20 protein-coding genes are annotated in these 20,535 nt (G+C 64.7%); 5 read left to right on the forward strand and 15 right to left on the reverse strand.

Annotated features, from left to right (window positions below; genetic code table 11):
- Nucleotides 1-72: 72 nt before the first annotated feature.
- The 10 genes from PQR32_RS28570 to flgB all read right to left on the reverse strand — a co-directional run bounded on the left by PQR32_RS28570 (nucleotide 73) and on the right by flgB (nucleotide 9,096).
- On the reverse strand, nucleotides 73-846 hold the full coding sequence (locus PQR32_RS28570) for a flagellar brake protein (protein ID WP_408234866.1): 774 nt from the start codon (nucleotides 844-846) through the stop codon (nucleotides 73-75).
- Between the two features lie 337 nt (nucleotides 847-1,183).
- Nucleotides 1,184-2,173 (reverse strand): flagellar assembly peptidoglycan hydrolase FlgJ, encoded by a 990-nt coding sequence (gene flgJ / locus PQR32_RS28575; RefSeq protein ID WP_408234869.1) that lies wholly within the window; start codon nucleotides 2,171-2,173, stop codon nucleotides 1,184-1,186.
- Nucleotides 2,174-2,185: 12 nt separating this feature from the next.
- Nucleotides 2,186-3,388: a flagellar basal body P-ring protein FlgI gene (locus PQR32_RS28580; RefSeq protein WP_408234872.1), complete on the reverse strand. Its 1,203-nt coding sequence runs from the start codon at nucleotides 3,386-3,388 to the stop codon at nucleotides 2,186-2,188.
- 2 nt (nucleotides 3,389-3,390) lie between these two features.
- On the reverse strand, nucleotides 3,391-4,089 hold the full coding sequence (gene flgH, locus PQR32_RS28585) for a flagellar basal body L-ring protein FlgH (protein WP_408234875.1): 699 nt from the start codon (nucleotides 4,087-4,089) through the stop codon (nucleotides 3,391-3,393).
- Nucleotides 4,090-4,138: 49 nt separating this feature from the next.
- Nucleotides 4,139-4,927, reverse strand: a complete 789-nt coding sequence (flgG, locus tag PQR32_RS28590) for a flagellar basal-body rod protein FlgG (protein ID WP_012434703.1) — start codon at nucleotides 4,925-4,927, stop codon at nucleotides 4,139-4,141.
- A 30-nt stretch (nucleotides 4,928-4,957) separates the two neighbouring features.
- Entirely contained in the window at nucleotides 4,958-5,716 is a 759-nt protein-coding gene (gene flgF / locus PQR32_RS28595) for a flagellar basal-body rod protein FlgF (protein WP_408234878.1), read from the reverse strand.
- Between the two features lie 20 nt (nucleotides 5,717-5,736).
- On the reverse strand, nucleotides 5,737-7,248 hold the full coding sequence (locus tag PQR32_RS28600) for a flagellar hook protein FlgE (RefSeq protein ID WP_408234881.1): 1,512 nt from the start codon (nucleotides 7,246-7,248) through the stop codon (nucleotides 5,737-5,739).
- Nucleotides 7,249-7,291: 43 nt separating this feature from the next.
- Entirely contained in the window at nucleotides 7,292-8,014 is a 723-nt protein-coding gene (gene flgD / locus PQR32_RS28605) for a flagellar hook assembly protein FlgD (protein ID WP_408234884.1), read from the reverse strand.
- A 10-nt stretch (nucleotides 8,015-8,024) separates the two neighbouring features.
- Complete coding sequence (gene flgC, locus PQR32_RS28610; RefSeq protein WP_012434707.1) at nucleotides 8,025-8,450, reverse strand: flagellar basal body rod protein FlgC; 426 nt, start codon at nucleotides 8,448-8,450, stop codon at nucleotides 8,025-8,027.
- A 151-nt stretch (nucleotides 8,451-8,601) separates the two neighbouring features.
- Complete coding sequence (gene flgB, locus PQR32_RS28615; RefSeq protein ID WP_408234887.1) at nucleotides 8,602-9,096, reverse strand: flagellar basal body rod protein FlgB; 495 nt, start codon at nucleotides 9,094-9,096, stop codon at nucleotides 8,602-8,604.
- A gap of 217 nt (nucleotides 9,097-9,313) precedes the next feature.
- On the opposite strand from flgB, the gene flgA reads away from it, so the two are divergent.
- The 5 genes from flgA to PQR32_RS28640 all read left to right on the forward strand — a co-directional run bounded on the left by flgA (nucleotide 9,314) and on the right by PQR32_RS28640 (nucleotide 12,838).
- On the forward strand, nucleotides 9,314-10,840 hold the full coding sequence (gene flgA / locus PQR32_RS28620) for a flagellar basal body P-ring formation chaperone FlgA (RefSeq protein WP_408234890.1): 1,527 nt from the start codon (nucleotides 9,314-9,316) through the stop codon (nucleotides 10,838-10,840).
- A gap of 201 nt (nucleotides 10,841-11,041) precedes the next feature.
- Nucleotides 11,042-11,398 carry a flagellar biosynthesis anti-sigma factor FlgM gene (gene flgM, locus PQR32_RS28625; RefSeq protein WP_408234893.1) on the forward strand — a complete coding sequence of 119 codons (357 nt, stop codon included), beginning with the start codon at nucleotides 11,042-11,044 and terminating at the stop codon, nucleotides 11,396-11,398.
- 94 nt (nucleotides 11,399-11,492) lie between these two features.
- Nucleotides 11,493-11,939 carry a flagella synthesis protein FlgN gene (locus tag PQR32_RS28630; RefSeq protein ID WP_408234896.1) on the forward strand — a complete coding sequence of 149 codons (447 nt, stop codon included), beginning with the start codon at nucleotides 11,493-11,495 and terminating at the stop codon, nucleotides 11,937-11,939.
- A 309-nt stretch (nucleotides 11,940-12,248) separates the two neighbouring features.
- On the forward strand, nucleotides 12,249-12,431 hold the full coding sequence (locus PQR32_RS28635) for a type II toxin-antitoxin system HicA family toxin (protein WP_408207184.1): 183 nt from the start codon (nucleotides 12,249-12,251) through the stop codon (nucleotides 12,429-12,431).
- The gene (locus PQR32_RS28640) at nucleotides 12,428-12,838 is read left to right on the forward strand and encodes a type II toxin-antitoxin system HicB family antitoxin (protein ID WP_408234899.1); all 411 of its coding nucleotides are present in this window, start codon (nucleotides 12,428-12,430) and stop codon (nucleotides 12,836-12,838) included. The genes PQR32_RS28635 and PQR32_RS28640 overlap by 4 nt, the downstream gene beginning before the upstream one ends.
- A gap of 70 nt (nucleotides 12,839-12,908) precedes the next feature.
- On the opposite strand, the gene PQR32_RS28645 is transcribed toward PQR32_RS28640, so the two are convergent.
- The 5 genes from PQR32_RS28645 to flhB all read right to left on the reverse strand — a co-directional run bounded on the left by PQR32_RS28645 (nucleotide 12,909) and on the right by flhB (nucleotide 20,154).
- A complete protein-coding gene (locus PQR32_RS28645) occupies nucleotides 12,909-13,643 on the reverse strand; it encodes an RNA polymerase sigma factor FliA (RefSeq protein ID WP_012434714.1) in 735 nt (244 codons plus the stop codon).
- Nucleotides 13,644-13,671: 28 nt separating this feature from the next.
- Nucleotides 13,672-14,541 (reverse strand): nucleotide-binding protein, encoded by an 870-nt coding sequence (locus tag PQR32_RS28650; RefSeq protein ID WP_408234902.1) that lies wholly within the window; start codon nucleotides 14,539-14,541, stop codon nucleotides 13,672-13,674.
- A complete protein-coding gene (flhF, locus tag PQR32_RS28655) occupies nucleotides 14,534-16,498 on the reverse strand; it encodes a flagellar biosynthesis GTPase FlhF (RefSeq protein ID WP_408234905.1) in 1,965 nt (654 codons plus the stop codon). Before flhF ends, PQR32_RS28650 begins: the two co-directional genes overlap by 8 nt.
- Before the next feature lie 333 nt (nucleotides 16,499-16,831).
- Nucleotides 16,832-18,934 carry a flagellar biosynthesis protein FlhA gene (gene flhA / locus PQR32_RS28660; RefSeq protein ID WP_408234908.1) on the reverse strand — a complete coding sequence of 701 codons (2,103 nt, stop codon included), beginning with the start codon at nucleotides 18,932-18,934 and terminating at the stop codon, nucleotides 16,832-16,834.
- Nucleotides 18,931-20,154: a flagellar biosynthesis protein FlhB gene (flhB, locus tag PQR32_RS28665; protein WP_408234911.1), complete on the reverse strand. Its 1,224-nt coding sequence runs from the start codon at nucleotides 20,152-20,154 to the stop codon at nucleotides 18,931-18,933. Before flhB ends, flhA begins: the two co-directional genes overlap by 4 nt.
- Between the last annotated feature and the right edge of the window lie 381 nt (nucleotides 20,155-20,535).

Genomic DNA, 20,535 nt, shown 5'->3' on the forward strand with positions numbered 1-20,535 from the left:
CGCGTTACTTGAACATCTTGTTTAACGGCCTCAACAAGGAAAAATTGAGGTCATTCCGATGCGTGCCGGACATCAGCGCACCAGCGAACGGCGCTTCATCTCGAGCTGCGTGATCAGACGTTGCAGCGTGTTTTCCGCGCTGCCAGGCAGCGTCAGAAAACGGAAGCCGAGTTGAAAACGCTGCGTGCCGTTCGGCAGCGCGGTGGAGCGATGCGACACGAGCTGCAGATCGAGCGAGAGCCGACCGAGCGCGCCGAGCGCCAGCTCGCAATCGAGCAGGCGCGTGCCCATCGGCAATTCGGCCACGCGTTCGTCCGTAGTACGCATGCCGACGCCGCCGAGCGACAGGTCGTGCACCTCGAAGCGGAACGTGTCGCCTTCGGGCAAACGGCCGGAGCATACGTACGGATCGAGAATCGGCGCATCGACGCGGAAGTACTCGCGGCGCTGCACGTAGAACAGCACCTCGGGGAAGTCGGCCTCGAATGCGGGCAGTCCTTCGAAGCGGGTCTCGCGCGGCGTGCCGGTGGCGAATTCGACACGCACGCCGTCCGGCTGCGCGTGGAACTGGCAGCGCGGTGCGCTCAGCAAGCCTTTGTTCTGATCGGACAACGCGCCCCAATCGAACGTGAAGGTGCGGCCGCGCACGTCGACATCGAGTAGACGCGTGACGAGCTGTCCGCCTGCGTATTGAACGGTGAGGAAATCGCCGCGATTGACGAGATTGCGTAACTGAACGCCGATCTCCAGCGGATTGCGACGGCCAAAATCGTTGCCGCCTTCGTCGGTCTGAGCGTGCAGCTGGCCGTGTGTGTCGGTCTGGCCGTTCGACTGGGTAGTATCCATGGGCTTGCCGGTATGCATGTTCTTGCGGGCGCGTGCCAGGGCTCCTGCCGGGGCTTTCGCGCGGTCTTCATCGAAGCCGCAGCACGCGCATCCCAACCAGACATTACAACGCTTTCCGGTATTGGGTCTAACTGATTAGCGGCAGCATCCGGCCAAAATTTAGGGGCCTGTAATGAATTATTTGCCGCAAACGTTAAAACACGCCATGCCTCTCGCGGGTGGACCGGCCGCCCGGGGGCGGCCGGCCTCGTCCGTCTTGTTATGCACCTGGCCCCGTCGCGTGCATGGTTTTGATTCGGTTAAGTGATCGGGTGATTCGAACTGCGGTCGCGGCAGCTCAGCCCATCTTCTGCATGATGGACATCAGTTTTTTCGCGTAGTGCGGATCGGTCGCGTAACCGGCGCGCTGCATGCCGTTGGCAAAGCCGTTCACGTCATGTGCCGAATTGATCACCTGCGCGTAGCGCGGATTGCCCTTGAGCAGGCTCGCGTAGTCGGTCATGGCTTCCTGATACGAGTCGTACGCGCGGAATTTTTCGACAACGCGCTGCGGCTTGCCGTTCACGTATTCGGTCGTGACCGTCGACACGGTCTTGCCGGTCCAGTCCTTGGTCGCCTTGATGCCGAACACGTTGTGGCTGCTCGAACCGTCCGCCTTCTTGATCTCGCTCTTGCCCCAGCCCGATTCGAGCGCAGCCTGTCCGATGATGAAGCGCGCCGGAATGCCGGTCGCCGCGCTGGCGGCCTGCGCCGGTTCGGCGAGCTTGTCGACGAAAGCGTCGACCTTCGGCGAGCTGCCGTCGCCTTTCAGCGGCGGAGTCAGCGCGCTGTTGGCCGAGTAGCCCTTGCCCATCGCCAGTTGGCCGTTGGCCTGCGCATTGCCGTACGCCTTGGCGAGCGCGTTCAGCGCCGCGGTCTGGCCTTCATCGCCGCCGCTGCCGCCGCCCAATGAGTTGGCCATGCCGGCGAGACCGCCCGCACCGCCGCCCACCTGCATGCCCTGATTGCGCATCAGTTGCTTGAGCATCGCGTCAGCCACGCCAATGCCCTTTTGCGACATCTGCTGCGACAACTGCTGATCCATCATCGAGGTGAAGGTGGCGCTGTCGTGCGAATCGAACGGACCGTCTTGCGGGGTCGCGTCGCGCATGCTCTTCAACATCATCTGCGTGAACACCGCGTCGAACTGCTGCGCGGCCATCTTCATCCCGGCTTGCGGGGAGGCCTTGGCCTGCGCGCTCAGCTTCGCGAAACCCTGCACGTCGAGCGCGAAGCGCTGGGTCAGGTCGTTCGCCGAAGCGGCGGAATTGGTCGTATCCGAATTCATCCTGTGTCTTCCTTAGATGATTTCCAGGTCGGCGCGCAGAGCACCCGCCGCTTTCATCGCCTGCAGGATCGACATCAGATCCGCGGGCGTCGCACCCAATGCGTTGAGCGCCTTCACCACTTCGGCGAGATTGGCGCCGGCGGTCACCAGCTTCAGTGCACCGTTGTCCTGCTTCATCTGAATCTGCGACTGCTTGGCCACCACCGTCTGGCCGTTCGAGAACGCGCCAGGCTGGCTCACCACCGGCTGCGTATTGATCACGACCGAGAGATTGCCGTGCGCCACCGCGCAGTTCTGCAGCGTGACCATCTGATTCATCACGATCGAGCCGGTGCGCGCGTTCAGGATCACCTTTGCGGCCGCTTGCGCCGGCTTGACGTCGAGGTTCTGCAATTGCGCCATGAAGGCGACCTGCTGCTCCGGATCGCTCGGCGCGCGCAGTTGAATCGTGCGGCCGTCGAGCGCGGTGGCCGTGCCACCGCCGAACGCGTTGTTCACCGCGGCCACCACGCGCTGCGTGGTGTCATAGTCCATTTCGTTCAGGTCGAGCTGCATCGTGCCCGCCTGCGACACCGAAGTCGGCACCGCGCGTTCCACGATCGCGCCGCCGGCAATGCGGCCCGCGGCCAGCGTGTTCACCTGCACCCTGCTGCCGTTGGCGCTGGCGCCGGCGCCGCCGACCGCGAGATTGCCCTGGCCGAGCGCATACACCTGGCCGTCGGCGCCCTTCAGCGGCGTGAGCAGCAGTGTGCCGCCGCGCAGGCTTTTCGCATTGCCGAGCGACGACACGGTCACGTCGATCGCTTCGCCCGGACGCGCGAACGGCGGCAGCACCGCCGTCACCATTACCGCGGCGACGTTCTTCAACTGGATGTTCGACAGCGATGACTGCGAGTTGCTCGAGCCCGCTGCCTGATTGTTGATCGAGATGCCGAGGTTCGCCAGCATGTTGGCGAGCGTCTGCGTGGTGAACGGCGTTTGCGTGGTCTGGTCGCCCGTACCGTCGAGGCCGACGACGAGCCCGTAGCCGATCAGCGGATTGTCGCGCACGCCCTGGATCTGCACGAGGTCCTTCAGCCGTTCGGCATAGGCAGGCGTGGCCGCCGGCAGCGCCGCGCAGGCGAGCGCGACGAAGGCGAGCGCGCGGCCGAAACCGGCGAATCGCGCGAGGCGTGTGCGGATGCGTGTGCGTGTGCGGAAGGGGACGGTACGCATGATCACCACGGTGACACGTTGAGGAAGAAGCGCTGCAGGAAGCCCATGTTCTCGGATTCGTCGATATAGCCCTTCGCGGAATATTCGATCTTCGCGTCGGCCACCTGGGTCGAGTACACGGCGTTCAGGTTGGAGATCGTGTTCGGATTCACCACCCCGGAAAAGCGCACGAATTCATTGCCCTGGTTGATCAGCATCTGCTTCTCGCCGCTGACCATCAGGTTGCCGTTCGGCAGCACGCCGGTCACCGTGACGGTGATCACGCCGCTGAACGTGTTCGACGCATTCGCGCCGCCCGTCGCGGCGAACTTGTTGGCGCCGTTCGCACTCAGGTTGACCTTGCCGAACAGGCCGCCGAGAAAGCCGGCGGTCGGCACGTCGAAGTTGGTGTTGCCGCTGCGGTTGACGCCCGCGCCCGAGGACTTGGTTGCGTTGACGTTTTCCTGGATCACGATCGTCAGGATGTCGCCGACATTGCGTGGCCGCTGGTCTTCGAACAGCGGACGGCCCGCGTAACCCGGGTTGTAGATCGAGCCCGGCGACTGCGCCGACGGCGGCATCGGCGGCTGCGCCGTCATCGGTTGCTGCGTGATCGGTTGCTTCGGCACGAGGCCGCAGCCACCCAGGGCCGCGAGCAGCGTGAGCTGCACGAGCGCCTGAGCGGTGCGCGAATGAACCGGATTACGAGTGAAGTGCGACATCATCATTACCGCCTGTTTTGCTGCCTGTTTGTTCCCAGTCCCGTGAGCTTTAAACCTGCATCTGACTCAGGGTCTGCAGCATCTGGTCGGAGGTCGTCACGGCCTTGCTGTTGATTTCGTAAGCGCGTTGCGTCTGGATCATGTTCACCAGTTCCTGCACCACGTTCACGTTCGATGCTTCCACGTAGCCCTGATTCAGCGTGCCGGCGCCGTTCAGGCCCGGTTGCGCGACATTCGGCGCGCCCGACGAAGCGGTTTCCGCGAACAGGTTTTCACCCTTCGCATCCAGACCGGCCGGGTTGATGAAAGTCGCGATCTGCATCGAGCCGAGCTGCTGGCTGTTGGTCGAACCCGCCACCGTGATCGACACCACGCCGTCGCTGCCAATGGTGAGCGAGGTCGCGTTGTTCGGGATCGTGATCGCGGGGATCACCTGGTAGCCGCTCGACGTCACGAGCTGGCCTTGCGCGTTGGTCTGGAACGAACCGTCGCGGGTATAGGCGGTCGTGCCGTCGGGCATCTGCACCTGGAAAAAGCCCTGACCGTTGATGGCGACGTCTTTCGAGTTGCCGGTCTGTTGCAGGTTGCCCTGCGTGTACAGACGCTCGGTGGCGACCTGCTGCACACCCGTGCCGAGCTGGATGCCAGACGGCAGTTCAGTGTTCTGCGTCGAGTTCGCGCCCGGCTGGCGCACGGTTTGGTACAGCAGATCCTCGAACACCGCGCGCGAGCCCTTGAAGCCGTTGGTGCTGACGTTCGCGAGGTTGTTCGAGATCACGTCCATCTGCGCCTGTTGCGCATTCATGCCCGTCGCGGCGATGTAGAGTGAGCGATTCATGGTTCTTTCTCCGAGGCGCCTGCGCGCCCGTTAGCTAAAGCTGAGCAGCTGGTTGGCGGACTGGTCGTTCTTGTCGGCGCTTTCCAGCAGCTTCGTCTGCATCTGGAACTGGCGCGCGTTGGTGATCATCGAGACCATCGCGCTGACCGGATTCACGTTGCTGCCTTCGAGCGAAGCCGGCGCAAGCGTGACGGCCGGATCGGCGTCGGCGGCATTGCCGTCGGCGGTGCGAAACAGGCCATCGTCGCCGCGCGTCATGGTTTGCGGATCCGGATTCACCAGCTTCAGCTGATCGACCGTCACCACCGCGGTGGGCGGATCGCCCGGCGTCAGCGCGGACACCGTACCGTCCTTGCCGACGGTGATTTCCGCACCCGGCGGCACCGACACCGGGCCGCCGTTGCCGAGCACCACCTGATTGGTGGCGTTCACCAGCTGGCCGTTCTCGTCGACATGCAGATTGCCGGCACGCGTGTAGGCCTCGCCGCCGTCGGCGGTTTGCACCGCCAGCCAGCCCGGACCCTGAATCGCCACGTCGAGCGGGTTGCCCGTCTGCTGGATCGGCCCGGGCGTGTAGTCCGCGCCCGGCGTCGACGACAGCACGAAGGTGCGCGTGGTGTTGTCGTTGATCGAACTGCCGTCGCCGAACGACATCGGCACGGCGCGGAAAGTCGCCAGTTGCGCGCGAAAACCGGTGGTCGATGCGTTGGCCAGGTTGTTCGCGACGATTGCCTGCTGTTCGAGCGCCTGCGTACTGCCCGACATCGCGGTATAGATCAGCCGATCCATGATGGGTTAGTCCCGGTCGCTTACAGGTTGATCAGGGTCTGGTCGACGGTCTGCTGGGTCTTGATCGTTTGCGCGTTCGCTTGATAGTTGCGTTGCGCGGTGATCAGGTTCACCAGTTCGCTCGTCAGATCGACGTTCGAGTTTTCCACCGCGCCGCCTTGCAGCACGCCGTGGTTGGTCGAGCCCGGCGCGGAAATCTGCGCGACGCCCGAAGCCGAGGTCTGCTGGAACTCGTTGTTGCCGAGGTTCACGAGACCGTTCTGGTTCGAGAAGTTCGCCAGCACGATCTGGCCGAGGGCCGCGGTTTGCTGGTTCGAATAGTTGCCGGTCAGCGTGCCGTCGGCGCCGATCGTGAAGCTCGTCAGCGTGCCGGCGGCGTAGCCGTCGGGCTGCAGCGAGTTCACGCCGTCCTTGCCGCCGAACTGCGTCGTGCCGGCGATGTTCAGCGTCAGGTTCTGCGGCGTCGACGAACCGTCGGTGGTCGGGATCGAGAAGTTGTAGGCAAACGGCGTGGTGGTGGCGACACCGGATGCGTCCGTCGTGCCGAGCAGCGTGCCCGACGAGTTGAAGTTCGCGTGACCGATCAGTTGCGCCGTGCCCGTCGAGGTGCCGGCATACACGTTCCACGTACCGGCCGACGTCTTGGCGAAGTACATGTTGACCGTCTGCGAGCCGCCGAGCGAGTCATAGACCGTCGTGCTGGTCGAGTAGTTGTACGTCGACGAGCTGTTCTGGTTGAACGCCACCGGGGTCGGCGCGATCGCAACGCTGTCGCCGGTCGCCGGCACGCCGTTGAACGTGATGGTCTGGCCGTTACCGAGCGAGATCGCCGTGCCCGCCGTGTAGGTCGCGGCGGCGGACGTCGTGCCGAGCGTGGTGTCGGTGACCGTGTAGGTCGTCGGGCTCGTGAAGTTGACGGTGTAGTTGTCGTTGTTCGTGCCCGAAGCGGTGTTCGTGATGGTCGCGCCGGGCGTCGTGAGCGTGCTGCCCGTGACGAGCGTCGGCGTGACGGCCGGCGTGCCGAGCATCAGCGGATCCTGCGCGTTCAGGTTCAGGCCGGCGGTGATCTTGGTGGTCGCTTGCGGCGCGATGTTCGCGGTCGGCACGGTGAGCGGCACGGTCTGCGCGGTGTTGATGATGCCCGAGCTGTTCGCGGCATAGCCCATCAGCTGCAGGCCTTGCGAGTTGGTGATGAAGCCGTTCTTGTCGAGCTGGAACACGCCGTTGCGCGAGTACACCAGCGAACCGTTATTCGACAACTGGAAGAAGCCGTTGCCGTTGATCGCGACGTCGAGCGCCTGGTTGGTGCTGGTGATCGTGCCTTGCGAGAACTGCTGCTGCACTTCGGCGAGCTTGGTGCCGATGCCGACCTGGTTGCCCACCGCCGTCGCCACGGAATTGGCGTACATGTCGGCGAATTGCGCGGCGCCGCTCTTGAAGCCAACCGTATTCGCGTTGGCAATGTTGTTGCCGATCACGTCGAGGTCGCTCGACGATGCCGACAAACCACTCAAACCTTGTTGGTAACCCATGACGGTCTCCGTATCTGGAAAGTCGTAACTGACAGAATCTGAATCAGAGGATGGCGGCGACGCTGGTCAAGCCGACCGTCGAGCCGTTCGAGAGCACGAGGCCCGGCGTACCGTTGGTCTGCATGACGACGCTTTGCACCGTGGCGCCCGTGAGCGTGGTGGCCGTGGCCTGCTGACCGTTGATCGTGCCGACCGCGCTGATCGTGTAGTTGCCGTCCGGCAGCGCATTGCCCGCCGTGTCGGTCGGCGTCCAGCCCACCGGAATCGTGCCGGCCGACTGCTTGCCGAGGTCGATCGTGTTGACGATCTGGCCTGCCGAGTTCTTCACGACCACTTGTAGGTCGCCCACCGAGTTGGCGAGCTGCACGCCGAACGCGGCGGCCTTGCCGCTCGCGACCGCCACCGAGCTGCCCGGGGCGAGCACGGTCGAGCCGATCAGCAACGCGGCTTGCGACTGCTGGCCCGCCGACATCTGCGTGGCGAGCGAGCTGAGCGTCGTGTTCAACTGGCTGATGCCCGAGACCGTATTGATCTGCGCCAGCTGCGAGGTCATCTGCGAGCTGTCCATCGGGTTGGTCGGATCCTGGTTCTTCAACTGCGCGACGAGCAGTTGCAGGAAGGTGTTCTGCAGATCGGTCGCCGAGGTGCCGGACGTGCTGCCCGTCGAACTCGTGGAACTCGAGGCACTGTTCGTGCCGTTCATCGTATCGAGCAGCGTTTGCGACACTGTCGTGCCGCTGCCGCCGATGGTGGTGTTGGTGGTCAAGGAGGTCTCCTCAGGTTCCGATCGTGAGCGTTTTCAGCATCAGTGTCTTGGCGGTGTTCAGGGTCTCGACGTTGGCCTGGTACGAGCGCGAGGCCGAGATCATGTTGACCATCTCCTGCACCGGATCGACGTTCGGCAACGTGACGTAGCCGTCCGAATTCGCGGCCGGATTGCCGGGGTCGTAGGCGGTCTTCATCGGCGTCGGGTCGTCGACCACGCCGGTGACCTGCACGCCGCCGACCTGCTGGCCGGAAGCCGTGCGCGCGCCGCCGAGCGGGCTGACCGCGAACACGACCTGCTTGGCCTTGTACGGCTGGCCGTCCGGGCCGGTCGTGCTGTCCGCGTTGGCGAGATTCGACGCCGTCACGTTGAGCCGCTGCGACTGCGCCGACATCGCGGAGCCTGCAACACCAAAAATGTTCATTAAAGATGGCATGTTTTCCTGACCTCTCTCCTGTGTCGGCCGGAGTTAGCGCTTCAGCGCTTACTCCGGTCCCATGCAACGCAGTTGCACGGGTTGAGCCGGCTTCAAGTTAATTCCCGTAGCGATTGTTCTTGCGCACTGCTGAGTCTGTCGGCGTGGCTTCTTACGAGCCCGACTGGATCGCCGCCAGCATCGTTTTGATCTGGCCGGATAGGACCGTCATGCCCGATTCGAAATGCAATGTGTTGTCCGCGAACTGCACCCGCTCGGTATCGATGTCGACCGTGTTGCCGTCGAGCGCGGGCTGGGTCGGCACGCGGTATTGCAGATTGCCGTAGTCATCGGACGGGCCACCGGTTGGCGTCAGCGTCGACTTGCCGGCCATGTGGCCCGGCGCGGTCGACACCATCGACATGCCGCTCGTCACACCCGCGGGCTGCGTCATCGCGAGCGTCGCGTTGTTCGACGCCGCGGTTCCGGTGGCGCCGCCGCTCTTCTTCAGCGCGCCGGCGAGCGACGAGGCGAAGTCGACGTCGCGCGCCTTGTACCCAGGGGTATCGGCGTTGGCGATATTCGACGACAACAGCTCCTGCCGATAGGCGCGTACATCGAGCGCTTCACGGCCAAAGGCGAATTCGGCATCGAGTTTGTCCAGCATAAGAATCTCCGGAGAACGTTCCCGAGGCTTCCCATGCATGCCTCGCGTGAGGACTGCACCAGGCGGGAAGACCTTTTTGCATGAGGTGCATCTTATGGGCCGAACGCAAGCGGCAATCGGACGAATAACCGGGAAAGGGGGCTTCTATTCAACGTTTGCGCAAAGGGGGCGCTCACTAGAATGCAAGGCGTACCGATGCATTCGATGGAGAAACACGATGGACCAGCCCACCTTCGATCCGACGCCCCGCGCGAATTGCGCGGCGGCGCATCGCGTGGGTGCGGGCGCTGGCATCGCACGGCGTGCCGCGCGCACCGCCTCGCGTCTCGTGATCCGCCTTGTGGTGAGCCTGACGGTGTGGGTCGCCGGCGGCATCGTGCTGCTGCCGGTCAGCGCGCAGGCTCAGGAGGCCGGCGGCCCGATTGTGATTCCCGGTCCGGGAGAAAAGAATCCGGCCGCGCTCGCGGATCTGGCCGAGCACATGCAAGCCGCGCCTGCGAAGCGCACTGGCTCCGCTGCGACGTTGGCCGCCGCCACCGCGCAGTCGCTGACGCCGAATCCCACGGCGCGCGACGCCGATTCATTCACGCGCGCCGCCAATGCGAGCGGCTCGATCGTCATTCCGGGCGCGGGCGAACCGCCGGCCGCGCCGCAAATGATCCGCACCAACTTCAAGCCCGACGCCAACGGTGTCGTGACGATTCCGGCGCCGGGCAACGTCAATGCCAATGCGAATGCGATGGACGGCATCGCAAGAGTCAATGTCGTGCCGGGTTCGCGTCAGGTGGTTCCGGTCGTGGTGACGCCCGCGCCGCAGGTCAATGGCGCACGGCAAGCTGCGGGCGTTCAGCCGGTGGCCGCCAACGCGCCGCTCAATGCAGCCGCTGGCGCCTCCGCGGCGGCAGGCTTCGACAGCCTGGCTTCGCGCGGTGAGCCGCCGCAATTGGGCGCGAATGGCAAGCCGGTCGTGACGAAGGCCGCCGTCGCTCCTGCGCCTGCTCCGGCAGCCGCGCCCACGCCGGCCACCATCGCCCGCACGCCGGCCGTGCGGCAAGTCGCACCCGCCGTCGCGCAACAGAATCTGCGCCCCGCGACACTCGCGCCAGCCGCGCCGCTACCCGGCCAGCAAGACCCGGAAGCGATCCGCAGCGCCGCGCTAGCGTTCCTGCAGCAGCAGTCCGCCGGCTTGCCCGGCAAGGTCGACATCACCGTCGCGCCGGCGTTTCCCCGAGGCCTCGCGGCTTGCACGATGCTTGAGCCGTTCATGCCGAGCGGCGCGCGGCTGTGGGGCCGCATGACCGTCGGCGTACGCTGCGCGGGCGAGCGTCCGTGGACCATTTATCTGCAGGCGCGCATCTCGCTGCATGCCACCTACTATCTGGCCGCCCGCGCCATGGCGCCGGGCGAGGTGCTCACCGCCGCCGACCTCGTCGCGCGTGATGGCGACCTGACCGGCTTGCCGCAGGCCATCGTCACGGATCCCTCGCAGGCGGTCGGCTCGGTCACCCTCACGCGCGTTGCAGGCGGCATGCCGCTGCGCCGCGACATGCTGAAAAGCGCGTCGGCGGTGTCTATCGGACAAACGGTGCGGGTCGTCGCGGCCGGCGATGGTTTCGCGATTTCGGCGGAAGGCAGCGCGATGAACAATGCGTCGCCGGGCCAGCAGGTGCGGGTCAAGACGGCCAACGGCCAGATCATTTCCGGCATCGTGAAAGACGGCTCGACCGTGGAGATTCAGCTGTGAACCGCCGGGATGCGCACGCCGTGGCGGTTCATCGCTCAACGCCCGCCCCGGCTTGCGCCGACGGTACGACGGGCAGCACCGAAATCAGGCCAGCCAAAGGGCCGGCTGGAGATGTAAGGAAAGGTAACGCCTTGAGCGATTGCGCTAAAGTTTTGATCAGCGGTAGCCGTTATAAGGATCAAATCGTTCAGGAAGCCAATCGTGAAAGTCGATTCCACAACCAATTCGAATCTGCCGACGTTGAAAGACGCCCTGTCCCGTTCGCAACAAAGCGACGCGACGACCGCGAACAGCAATGCGCAGAATGCGGGCACGGCCTCGCAGACCACCACCACCAGTGGTTCGGGCGACGCCAGCGTCAGCCTGTCGGGTCTGTCGCAGCATCTGCGCAGCCTCGCGGCGTCCGGCTCGGCCGATATCGACACGGCGCACGTCGAGTCGATCAAGCAGGCCATCAAGGACGGCTCGCTGAAGATCGATTCCGGCAAGATCGCCGACGGCGTGCTGAACACCGCACGCGAACTGTTGCAAAGCAAAACCTCGTCGACCGGCAACTGATCGACGCATCGAAGTACGGTGAAGTGCCGGGCGGCGTTCGACAAACCCGGCTCGCGGATCATGCGCGAGCCGTCGTGTTCAGCGAGTTGTTGAGATGAAAGACGCCCTGCTTGCCACCCTCATCGAAGAATATTCGGCCGTCGAGGCATTTGCCTCGATTCTGACGCTCGAGACCAAGGCGTTGACTGCCTTGTCGCCGCTGGAATTGCTGCCGCCGATCGTCGAGAAGAAGACCGAACTGATCGGCGAGCTCGCCAAGCTCGAAGCCACGCGCGACGGGCTGCTCGCCGAGATGGGTTGTCCCGCCGGCTGGCCCGGCATGGAGCTCGCGGCCAGCACTGACGCGCGCATCGCCGAACAGTGGTCGCTGCTGCAGAAAGCCGCTGAACGCGCGCGGCGCTGCAATACCAGCAACGGTGAACTGATCCGCGTGCGGATGGACTACAACCAGCGGGCGCTCACGGCGCTGCAGGTGGCCGTGCCGCAGAAGGTCGGTTTTTATGGTCCGGATGGCCGGATTCCGGCGCGTCCCGCCGTGTAAAGATATTCACTGGACCTGCGCGGCCTGACGCGCGGATCTGCTTCACGTTGGTGTATTGAAAAGGGCTCGTCTTTTGACGAGCCCTTTTTGCTTTTCAGCCATCCACTTCGAGCAAACCTCACTCCTCCTTCCACACGTTAGCCATCCGGCCAGGTGGCGCGGATTCGCCAGCCGCGTTGAAATCACGGCTTCCCCTTACTGAGTTGCGCCGCCGTCCAGAGCTTTTTCAAGACTCTCCGGACGAGCATCAACGGAGTGCTATCCACTAGCGAGGTTGTGTAATCGTGTGTATGATTCGAGGAGTGCAGTATGAAAAGTGCCGAGGTCGTCAAACTCATTCGAGCGGCTGGTTGGGAACTGATCCGCATATCGGGCAGCCACCATCATTTCCGTCACGCGGCAAGAGCCGGTCTCGTGACCATCCCGCATCCGAAGAAAGACCTTCCGCCCGGCACACTGAACAGCATCTTGAAACAGGCGGGACTGAAATGAAAAACCTGACTTTCCCGATCGCGATTGAACCGGGCAATGCGGATCAAGCGTTCGGCGTGATCGTGCCCGACATCCCGGGTTGTTATGCAGCAGGCGATACGCTGGAAGAAGCCTACGCGAACGCGAAGGAAGCCATCGAGGCGCATCTGGATCTGCTGCTCGACGAAGGCTTGCCGATTCCCGCGCGACTCACGCTGGAAGAGCATCGGCGGAATCCCGACTACGCGGGTTTCACGTGGGGACTTGTCGCCACCCGGAATATTCCCGCCTTGAAGAAGGCGGTGCGTATCAATATCTCATTGCCCGAGGCGCTGGTCCAGGAAATCGACACTTATGCTCAGGCGCGCGGCATGTCGCGCTCGGCCTTTCTGGCGCTGGCCGCGGAACATGAAATGGCCGATGCGTGAAGCGGGCGGAAGTTCAGCGCCGCCGCCAAACCGGCGGTTCGATCGCGCGTTGAAACACTGAACCCGCGCTTCAGGTCGCCTCGGCGTTCGCCCAGGCCATCTCACGCAAGCGCGTGCGCAAACGGGCCACGGCCTGGCTGTGCAACTGGCACACCCGCGATTCGCTGACTTCCATCACTGCGCCGATCTCGCGCAGATTCATGCCGCGTTCGTAGTACAGCGACATCAGCAGCTTCTCGCGATCCGGCAGGCGGTCGATCGCCTCAACCAGCGCCGAGCGCAGGCTGTCGTCGAGCAGCGCCGACAGCGGGTCCGAGTGATCGACGCAGTAGCGGTCGAGGAACGGCTCGTCGTCCGCCGAACGGTCGAAGTCTTCGTAATAGATCAACTGGCTGCCGTGCAGATCCTGCAGCATCGACTGATACTCGTCGAGTGGCATTTGCAGATGCTCGGCAATCTCCGTTTCGCTCGCCGAGCGGCCCAGATTCTGCTCCACCTTGTGCACCGCCGTTTCCACTTCACGCGAGGTGCGCCGCAAGCTGCGCGGCAACCAGTCGTTGCTGCGCAATTCGTCGAGCATCGCGCCACGAATCCGCTGGCTGGCGTAAGTCTCGAACTGCGCGCCCTGGTCTTCCTTGTAGCGGCCTGCCGCGTCCAGCAGTCCGATCATGCCGGCCTGGATCAGATCGTCGAGATCGACGCTCGCCGGCATCTTGGCGACGAGTTGCAAGCCGAGGCGACGCACCAGCGGTGCGTACTTCGTCAGAACTTCGGCTTGGGAAATCTTTCCCTGAGCGTTATACATCGTGCTCCCCTTGTCCTTGTGCCGCCACTCAGGCGTGCTGCGCAGACGGTTGGTCGGCGTGTTGCGCCGCTGTAACTGTCGCAGGCGCCATCCACGGCGTTTGCGACGACATCGCTGGCCGCATCGGCCAGTACTGCAATTCGGCGGCGAGATGCCGGAAGTCGCGCGCAGCCGGTGTCGACGGAAACGCATCGACGACACAACGCGACAACTCCAGGGCTCGCGCCATCCGCGCATCGGCGGCAATACAACCGGCGTCTTCCAGCGCCACCGTCAGGTAGCGCCCGGCCACGCCGGCCAGGTTTGCAAACGCGGTATGCGCGTCGTTCACGCTCTGCACGTGGTTCACCAGCACGCGGAACTGCGCGATCGCGTGCCCGTAGTGCAGGCGCTTCATGCATGCGTACGCGTCGGTGATCGCCTGCGCGGCCATGCGCGTGACGATCATCACGTCGTGCGCCTGCATCGCGAGCGCCGACAGGTGGCCTTGCGGATCGAGTTGCGCGTCGATCAGCACGACGTCGGCGGAACCGCGCAACACCACGCCGAACTCCGCGGCCGTATGGCCTTCCCGGTTCGGACGCGAGGCGGCCAGCACCGAGAAGCCGAGCGCGTGCCGCGCGGCGGCGTCGTCGAGCGTCATCTCGCCACGCATCACGGCGGCGAAATTGCCGGCGCCGCGCACGCCGCCGAGCATCGCGCTCACCGACTTCTCGCCGAGGCATTCGTCGATCACCAGCACGTCTTTACCCTGCTGCGTCAACGCCGCGGCAAGATTCACCACCGTCGTCGTCGAGCCGACGCCGGCCGAGCCGCTCGTCACCGCAATCACGCGCGAGCCGCTGCGAGCCAACATCCGCCGCAGTCCTTCTGCCTGATCGGAGATGAGCTTATCCAAAGCGGACCTCGTGCAATTCGGCCGTGGAACGCGCGGACAAAGCGGACAGCAAAGCCGGAATGTCGTCGTCGTGCGGCACGAATGGCGAGTTGTCGCGCGGTATGCAGAAGGCGCTCTTGATCAGGAATTTCTTCGTCGCGACGTACAGGTTTTCCGGCACCTTCTGACCGGTCGACACGTAGTGCACCGGCAGCTTGTAGCGGATCACCGTATCGAGCACGCCGCCCAGATTGGTGGCTTCGTCGAGCTTGGTCAGAATGCAGCCGGCGAGCGGCTGTTGATCCGGCGCGCGCTGGTAGGCCTGCACGACTTCGTTGAGCGTGTCGCCGTGGCTGGTTGCGTTGAGCAGCAACAGGCGCTGCACCGGCTGACCGGCGTGGCACAGCATCGCGATCTGGTCGGAGACGAGGCGGTCGCGCTGGCTCATGCCGATCGTGTCGATCAGCACGATGTGCTTGTTGCGCAGTTCGGAGAGCGCGAGTTGCAGGTCGGCGCCGTCTTTCACCGCGTGCACCGAGACGCCGAGAATCTTGCCGAAGATGCGCAGTTGTTCGTGGCCGCCGATCCGGTAGCTGTCGGTGGTGAGCAACGCGACCTTGCTGGCGCCGAAGCGCATCACGCAGCGCGCGGCGAGCTTGGCGGTGGTTGTCGTCTTGCCAACGCCGGTCGGGCCCATCAGCGCGAACACACCGCCGCGCTCCATCAGCGCGTCTTCGTCTTCCATCACCGGCAGGTTCGAATCGAGCACCGAGCGGACCCACTCCATGCCGCCTTCCATGTTCTCGACATCGTCCGGCAGGTTGTCGACCATCATCTGCACGAGCTGCGCGGAGAAACCGGCGGCGAACAGATGCTTGGTGAGCGAGGCGCGCACCGGGTTGCGGCGCTGGCGCTCGCCCCACAGCAGGCCGGCGAAGTGTTCTTCCATCATCCCGCGCATCGACGACAGTTCGCTCATCACGGTGTCGTTGACGACCTGCTCCATGCGCGCCTTGATCGCTTCGGCAACCGAGGTGGGCGTGCGGGCGTCGTCGCTCGAAGATGGCGGCGGTGCGTTTTTCTGCGCGGCGCGGCGCGCGGCGGCTTGCGCGCCTTCGCGCGCCCAGTCGGGCGTGTCGACGGCTTGCGGCGCGGCGACCTTGCCCGGTTCGACAGCGGCGCCGAGGCCCTTGGCCATCGCAGCGGCCGGCGTCATCGCGGCGGGGCGCGCGCTATACGCGCCTTCCTGCTGCTGTTCGGCGGCGATGCGGCGCGCGTGGTCGATCAACCACGGATTCGATTCGGCCATCGTGCGCGGCGTCTGCGCGTCGGCGCTCGGCGCATGCGGCACGCCGGCCGCCTTGAGCAGATCGGCGCGGATGTCTTCGGTGAGGCGCGAGGCTGCGGCACGAGCGCTCGGTTGCTCGAGGGTGATCGGTTGCGACGGCAACGCCGCTGCTGTCTTGACCGGTGCCGCTGCCTTCACCGGCACCGCGGGCAGCGCTTTGGGAGCGCCCGGCAATGCGGCCTTCGGCGCGCTCGCGGCCGGCTTCATGATGGCGGCCGGTGCGTCGCTCGCGTCATCGTCGGCGTGATTCAGATTGGCGTTGGAAGCGCTGTTGCCCGAATGCTCCGCGCCCGCTTCCGGGCTTGCGCCGAACACCGACGAGAACACATCGGGCATGCCGCTCGCATACGGATTCGCCTGCATCGTCGCTGCGGCCGGCATGGCGCGCGGTGCGGCCAGCGCGGGTTGTCCAGCCATGGCATTCATCGATCCAGCCTGCGGTGCGCCGGCGCTTGCGCGCGGAACCTTCGGCGTGATGGCGGCGAGGTCGCTGTCGGCCAGTGCGACGATCTCGACGCTGCCGTCGTCCATCGTGCGATTGGACAAGACGACGGCATCCGCGCCCAACGCTTCGCGCACGAGACGCAGCGCATCACGACTGGTAGCACCGACAAATTTACGAATGTTCAAGCTGGACCCCCGATGAGGTAAACGGACTAACGGACCGGCAACATACCGCTTCCCATTGAGATCATTATTGCGAAACCCGTCGAGTCACGATCGATGGATAAAGACCGTTAAACGTGGGCAATTCGGGCGATGGAAACGCGCCTGGATTCACGCGCGCGCGGGTTTGAAACACGCTCCGCGGCGACGTCCAATGGCGCTTTCGCGGACGCAGCATGTGCTCCGCCTTCCGCCTGCGGCATGAAAAGTCAGGCGCCGAAATGAAAACCGGCGCTCGATGAGCGCCGGCAAGAGACATGGGCCTGAAGTGAAGCGGCCCACTATGAACCAGGCGCGCTAACCGTGCGCGCCGATCAGATTCACCACCTTGATATTGCGTGTGTCGGGCACTTCCGCATACGACAGCACCTTCAGCTGCGGCAGGCTGCGGCGCAAAAAGCGCGCGAGCATCGGCCGCAACGCATGCTGCACCAGCAGCACAGGCGCGAGCCCGAGATTCTGCTGACGCGTCATCGCCTTCTGGGTTTCGTTGAGCAGCGTGTGCGCGAGGCCCGGTTCGAGACCCGGATTGGAGCCGGTCGAGAGCGCCTGCGAGAGCACCCGCTCGAGATTCGAATCGAGGCCCATCACCTGCATGTCGCCGATGCCCGGGAACCACTGCTGCGTGATCGCGCGACCCAACGCGAGACGCACGGCGGCGGTGAGATCGTGCGCGTCGGTGATCTTCGGCGTGTGTTCGGAGAGCGCTTCGAGGATCGTGCGCATGTCGCGGATCGGCACGCCTTCTTCCAGCAGGTTTTGCAGCACCTTTTGCAGCGCGGTGAGCGGCAGCGACTTCGGCACCAGATCGTCGACCAGCGACGGCGTGTCCTTCTGCATCCGTTCGAGCAATGCCTGTACTTCCCGGCGGCCGAGCAGTTCCGACGCGTGCGTGACCACGAGGTGATTCAGGTGCGTCGCCACCACCGTGCTGGAATCGACCACCGTGTAGCCGTACACCTGCGCCTGTTCGCGCAGGTTCGTATCGATCCAGATGGCCGGCAAGCCGAAGGCGGGATCCTGCGTCGGCGTGCCCGGCAGCGCAGCGGAGACCTGACCTGGATTGATCGCCAGCCACTGGCCCGGATACGCTTCGCCGACGCCCACTTCGACGCCCTTGAGCGCGATCCGATAGCCGTTCGGCCGCAATTCCAGGTTGTCGCGGATGTGAATGACTGGCGGCAGAAAGCCGATTTCCTGCGCGAACTTCTTGCGGATACTCTTGATCCGCTTGAGCAGTTCGCCGTCCGAGTTCTTGTCGACGAGCGGAATCAACCGGTAGCCGACTTCGAGGCCGAGCGTGTCGATCATCGTCACGTCGTCCCAGCTCGCTTCGGTGTTTTCGACCGGCGCCATCGCGGCCGGCGCGACATCGACGAGTGCCGTGGTGTTCTTGCGATCGTCGGCGCGCTTTTTCATCGTGCGGCCGAGCTGGATCAGACCGCCGCCGAGAATCAGAAACGCGAAGTGCGGCATGCCCGGAATCAGGCCCATCAGCACGAGAATGCAGCCGGTGATCGCCAGCACGCGCGGATTCGTGAACAACTGGCCGGTGAGCTGCGTGCCAATGTCTTCGTTGGTCGCGACGCGCGAGACGATCACGCCGGCCGCCGTCGAAATCACCAGCGACGGGATCTGCGCGACGAGGCCGTCACCGATCGTCAGCAGCGTGTAGTTCTTGCCCGCGGACGCGAAGTCCATGCCGTGCTGGACCATCCCGACGATCAGGCCGCCGACGATGTTGATCACCATGATCAGCAAACCGGCGATCGCATCGCCGCGCACGAACTTGCTCGCGCCGTCCATCGAGCCGTAGAACTCGGCTTCCTGCGAAACTTCGGCGCGGCGCTTGCGGGCCTGTTCTTCGTTGATGAGGCCGGCGTTCAGGTCGGCGTCGATCGCCATCTGCTTGCCGGGCATTGCATCGAGCGTGAAGCGTGCGGACACTTCCGCAATCCGCCCCGCGCCCTTGGTGATCACCATGAAGTTGATCACCATCAAAATGATAAAGACGACGATACCGACCGCGAAGTTGCCGCCCACGAGGAAGTGGCCGAACGACTCGATCACCTGACCAGCCGCGTCGGGACCGGTGTGGCCTTCGAGCAGCACGACCCGCGTGGACGCCACGTTCAGCGAGAGGCGCAGCAAGGTCGAGAACAGCAGCACGCTCGGGAACGCGGCGAAGTCGAGCGGCTTCATCGTGTACATGCTGACGAGCAGCACCATCACGGACAGCGCGATATTGAAGGTGAACAGCAGATCCAGCAGGAACGGCGGCAACGGCAAAATCATCATGCCGAGGATCATGCAGATCAGCACCGGCCCGGCGAGGGCGCGCAAATTGGTGCTGCTCAAGGCATCCGGCCGTCGGGCGAGGAAACCGGCGCGAGCGTTCATGCGGAGGCTCCTGAAGCGTCGTCGTTATCTGAGTTAACAGCGGGGTTGAGCGTGTCGGCGGCTTCCTGCTCGGCTTCATCGTCCGATACGCCGCCCTTGTCGAGTTCCGCGGGCACGTCGAGTTCGGTCGGTGCGAGCGGCACGTCGCCGCCTTCGGTCTTGAAGCGCCGCAACTGATACACCCACGCAAGCACTTCGGCGACCGCGCCATACAGTGGGCCCGGAATCTCGCGGTTCAGTTCGACGTTGTGATACAGCGCCCGCGCGAGCGGCGGCGCTTCCAGCAACGGCACGTTGTTTTCGGCGGCGATTTCGCGAATCCGCGCCGCCACGAGGTTCACGCCCTTGGCGACCACCTTCGGCGCGCGCATCTCGCCGTCGGTGTATTGCAGCGCCACGGCGAAATGTGTCGGGTTGGTCACCACCACGTCGGCCTTCGGCACGTTGGTCATCATGCGGCGGCGGGCAATTGCGCGCTGCTGCTGGCGAATCCGGCCTTTGACGTGCGGATCGCCTTCGCTTTCGCGGTGTTCGCGCTTCACTTCTTCCTTCGTCATGCGCAGCTTCTTGTGGAATTGCCACAGTTGATACGGCACATCCATCGCGGCGACGACGAACATGCCCGCCACGGTCATGCCGCAGCACACGGCGATCAGATGCACGGTGTTGGCCAGCGCGAGATGCAGCGGCTGGGTCGCCAGCGCGAGAATCTCTTCACGGCGATTCCAGATCGCCGTGCCGCCGATCACGCCCACCACCAGCGTCTTCGCGAGCGACATGCCGAGCTGGATCGGTCCGTTGATCGAAAACATCTTGCCGAGGCCGGCGATCGGATTGAGGCGGTTGAACTTCGGTTCGAGGCCTTTCGCCGACAACTGCCAGCCGCCCAGCGCCATCGGCGCGAACAAGGCGGCCGCGCCGGTGAACCCGAGAATGGGCAGCAGCGCGTAGAACCCTTCGCGGCTCGCCACGCCCGCGCCGATCATCATGCGGCGGGTTTCGAACGCGCCGGCGTGGTCGAACGTGAAGGCCGCGCGCAGCATGCTCTGCAAATGTTCGCCGATGCTGCCTGACATCCCCCACACGCCGAAGAACCCCGCCGCCAGCAGGGCAAACGTGGACAACTCCCGCGAACGCACGATCTGCCCTTCCTCGCGCGCCTTCTGCAGGCGCCGGGGAGTGGCTGATTCGGTTTTTTCGAGGTCGCTATCCTCTGCCACAAAAGCTCTCCAATCGGCTGAGGCACGGCGCCTCTTTCCAGTGAGAGCGATTATTCCCGCTCGACGCAAGCACCGATCGGCGGATAAAGGCGGAGAAAGGGGGGTATTTCGAGGGATGGAACAGCCGGGAAGCCGGCCGGCCGGGCTTGCTGGCGGCGGTGCGGTTCAGGCGTGCACGGCGTGTGAAGTGGGCGCGGACGCCACGCAGCGTGCCCGCCGCGAGAAGCATGCAGGTTCGGCACAGTGTGCCCGGAGCAGAGGCGCGAGGCGCGCAACGTGCGGCGGCGGGGCGCCGGTCAAGGACGGACCGCTCGCCGCGCGGCCACTATCGTCCGAACCGGGGGGGCGCCGCCGGCCGGCCCCGGCCCGGCGGCGCTCGGC

The sequence above is a fragment of the Paraburkholderia dipogonis genome, assembly GCF_046027395.1.
Lineage (GTDB): Bacteria > Pseudomonadota > Gammaproteobacteria > Burkholderiales > Burkholderiaceae > Paraburkholderia > Paraburkholderia dipogonis_A.

What these genes read in the sequence shown, in the direction of transcription:
- PQR32_RS28630 (WP_408234896.1), top strand. Translation starts at nt 11,493, where the DNA reads ATGAAAGACGCCCTGCTTGCCACCCTCATCGAAGAATATTCGGCCGTC.
- flgF (WP_408234878.1), bottom strand. Translation starts at nt 5,716, where the DNA reads ATGGATCGGCTGATCTATACCGCGATGTCGGGCAGTACGCAGGCGCTC.
- flgH (WP_408234875.1), bottom strand. Translation starts at nt 4,089, where the DNA reads ATGTCGCACTTCACTCGTAATCCGGTTCATTCGCGCACCGCTCAGGCG.
- flgB (WP_408234887.1), bottom strand. Translation starts at nt 9,096, where the DNA reads ATGCTGGACAAACTCGATGCCGAATTCGCCTTTGGCCGTGAAGCGCTC.
- PQR32_RS28570 (WP_408234866.1), bottom strand. Translation starts at nt 846, where the DNA reads ATGGATACTACCCAGTCGAACGGCCAGACCGACACACACGGCCAGCTG.
- PQR32_RS28640 (WP_408234899.1), top strand. Translation starts at nt 12,428, where the DNA reads ATGAAAAACCTGACTTTCCCGATCGCGATTGAACCGGGCAATGCGGAT.
- flgJ (WP_408234869.1), bottom strand. Translation starts at nt 2,173, where the DNA reads ATGAATTCGGATACGACCAATTCCGCCGCTTCGGCGAACGACCTGACC.
- flhA (WP_408234908.1), bottom strand. Translation starts at nt 18,934, where the DNA reads ATGAACGCTCGCGCCGGTTTCCTCGCCCGACGGCCGGATGCCTTGAGC.
- PQR32_RS28635 (WP_408207184.1), top strand. Translation starts at nt 12,249, where the DNA reads ATGAAAAGTGCCGAGGTCGTCAAACTCATTCGAGCGGCTGGTTGGGAA.
- PQR32_RS28645 (WP_012434714.1), bottom strand. Translation starts at nt 13,643, where the DNA reads ATGTATAACGCTCAGGGAAAGATTTCCCAAGCCGAAGTTCTGACGAAG.
- PQR32_RS28580 (WP_408234872.1), bottom strand. Translation starts at nt 3,388, where the DNA reads ATGCGTACCGTCCCCTTCCGCACACGCACACGCATCCGCACACGCCTC.
- flgA (WP_408234890.1), top strand. Translation starts at nt 9,314, where the DNA reads ATGGACCAGCCCACCTTCGATCCGACGCCCCGCGCGAATTGCGCGGCG.
- flgC (WP_012434707.1), bottom strand. Translation starts at nt 8,450, where the DNA reads ATGCCATCTTTAATGAACATTTTTGGTGTTGCAGGCTCCGCGATGTCG.
- PQR32_RS28600 (WP_408234881.1), bottom strand. Translation starts at nt 7,248, where the DNA reads ATGGGTTACCAACAAGGTTTGAGTGGTTTGTCGGCATCGTCGAGCGAC.
- flgG (WP_012434703.1), bottom strand. Translation starts at nt 4,927, where the DNA reads ATGAATCGCTCACTCTACATCGCCGCGACGGGCATGAATGCGCAACAG.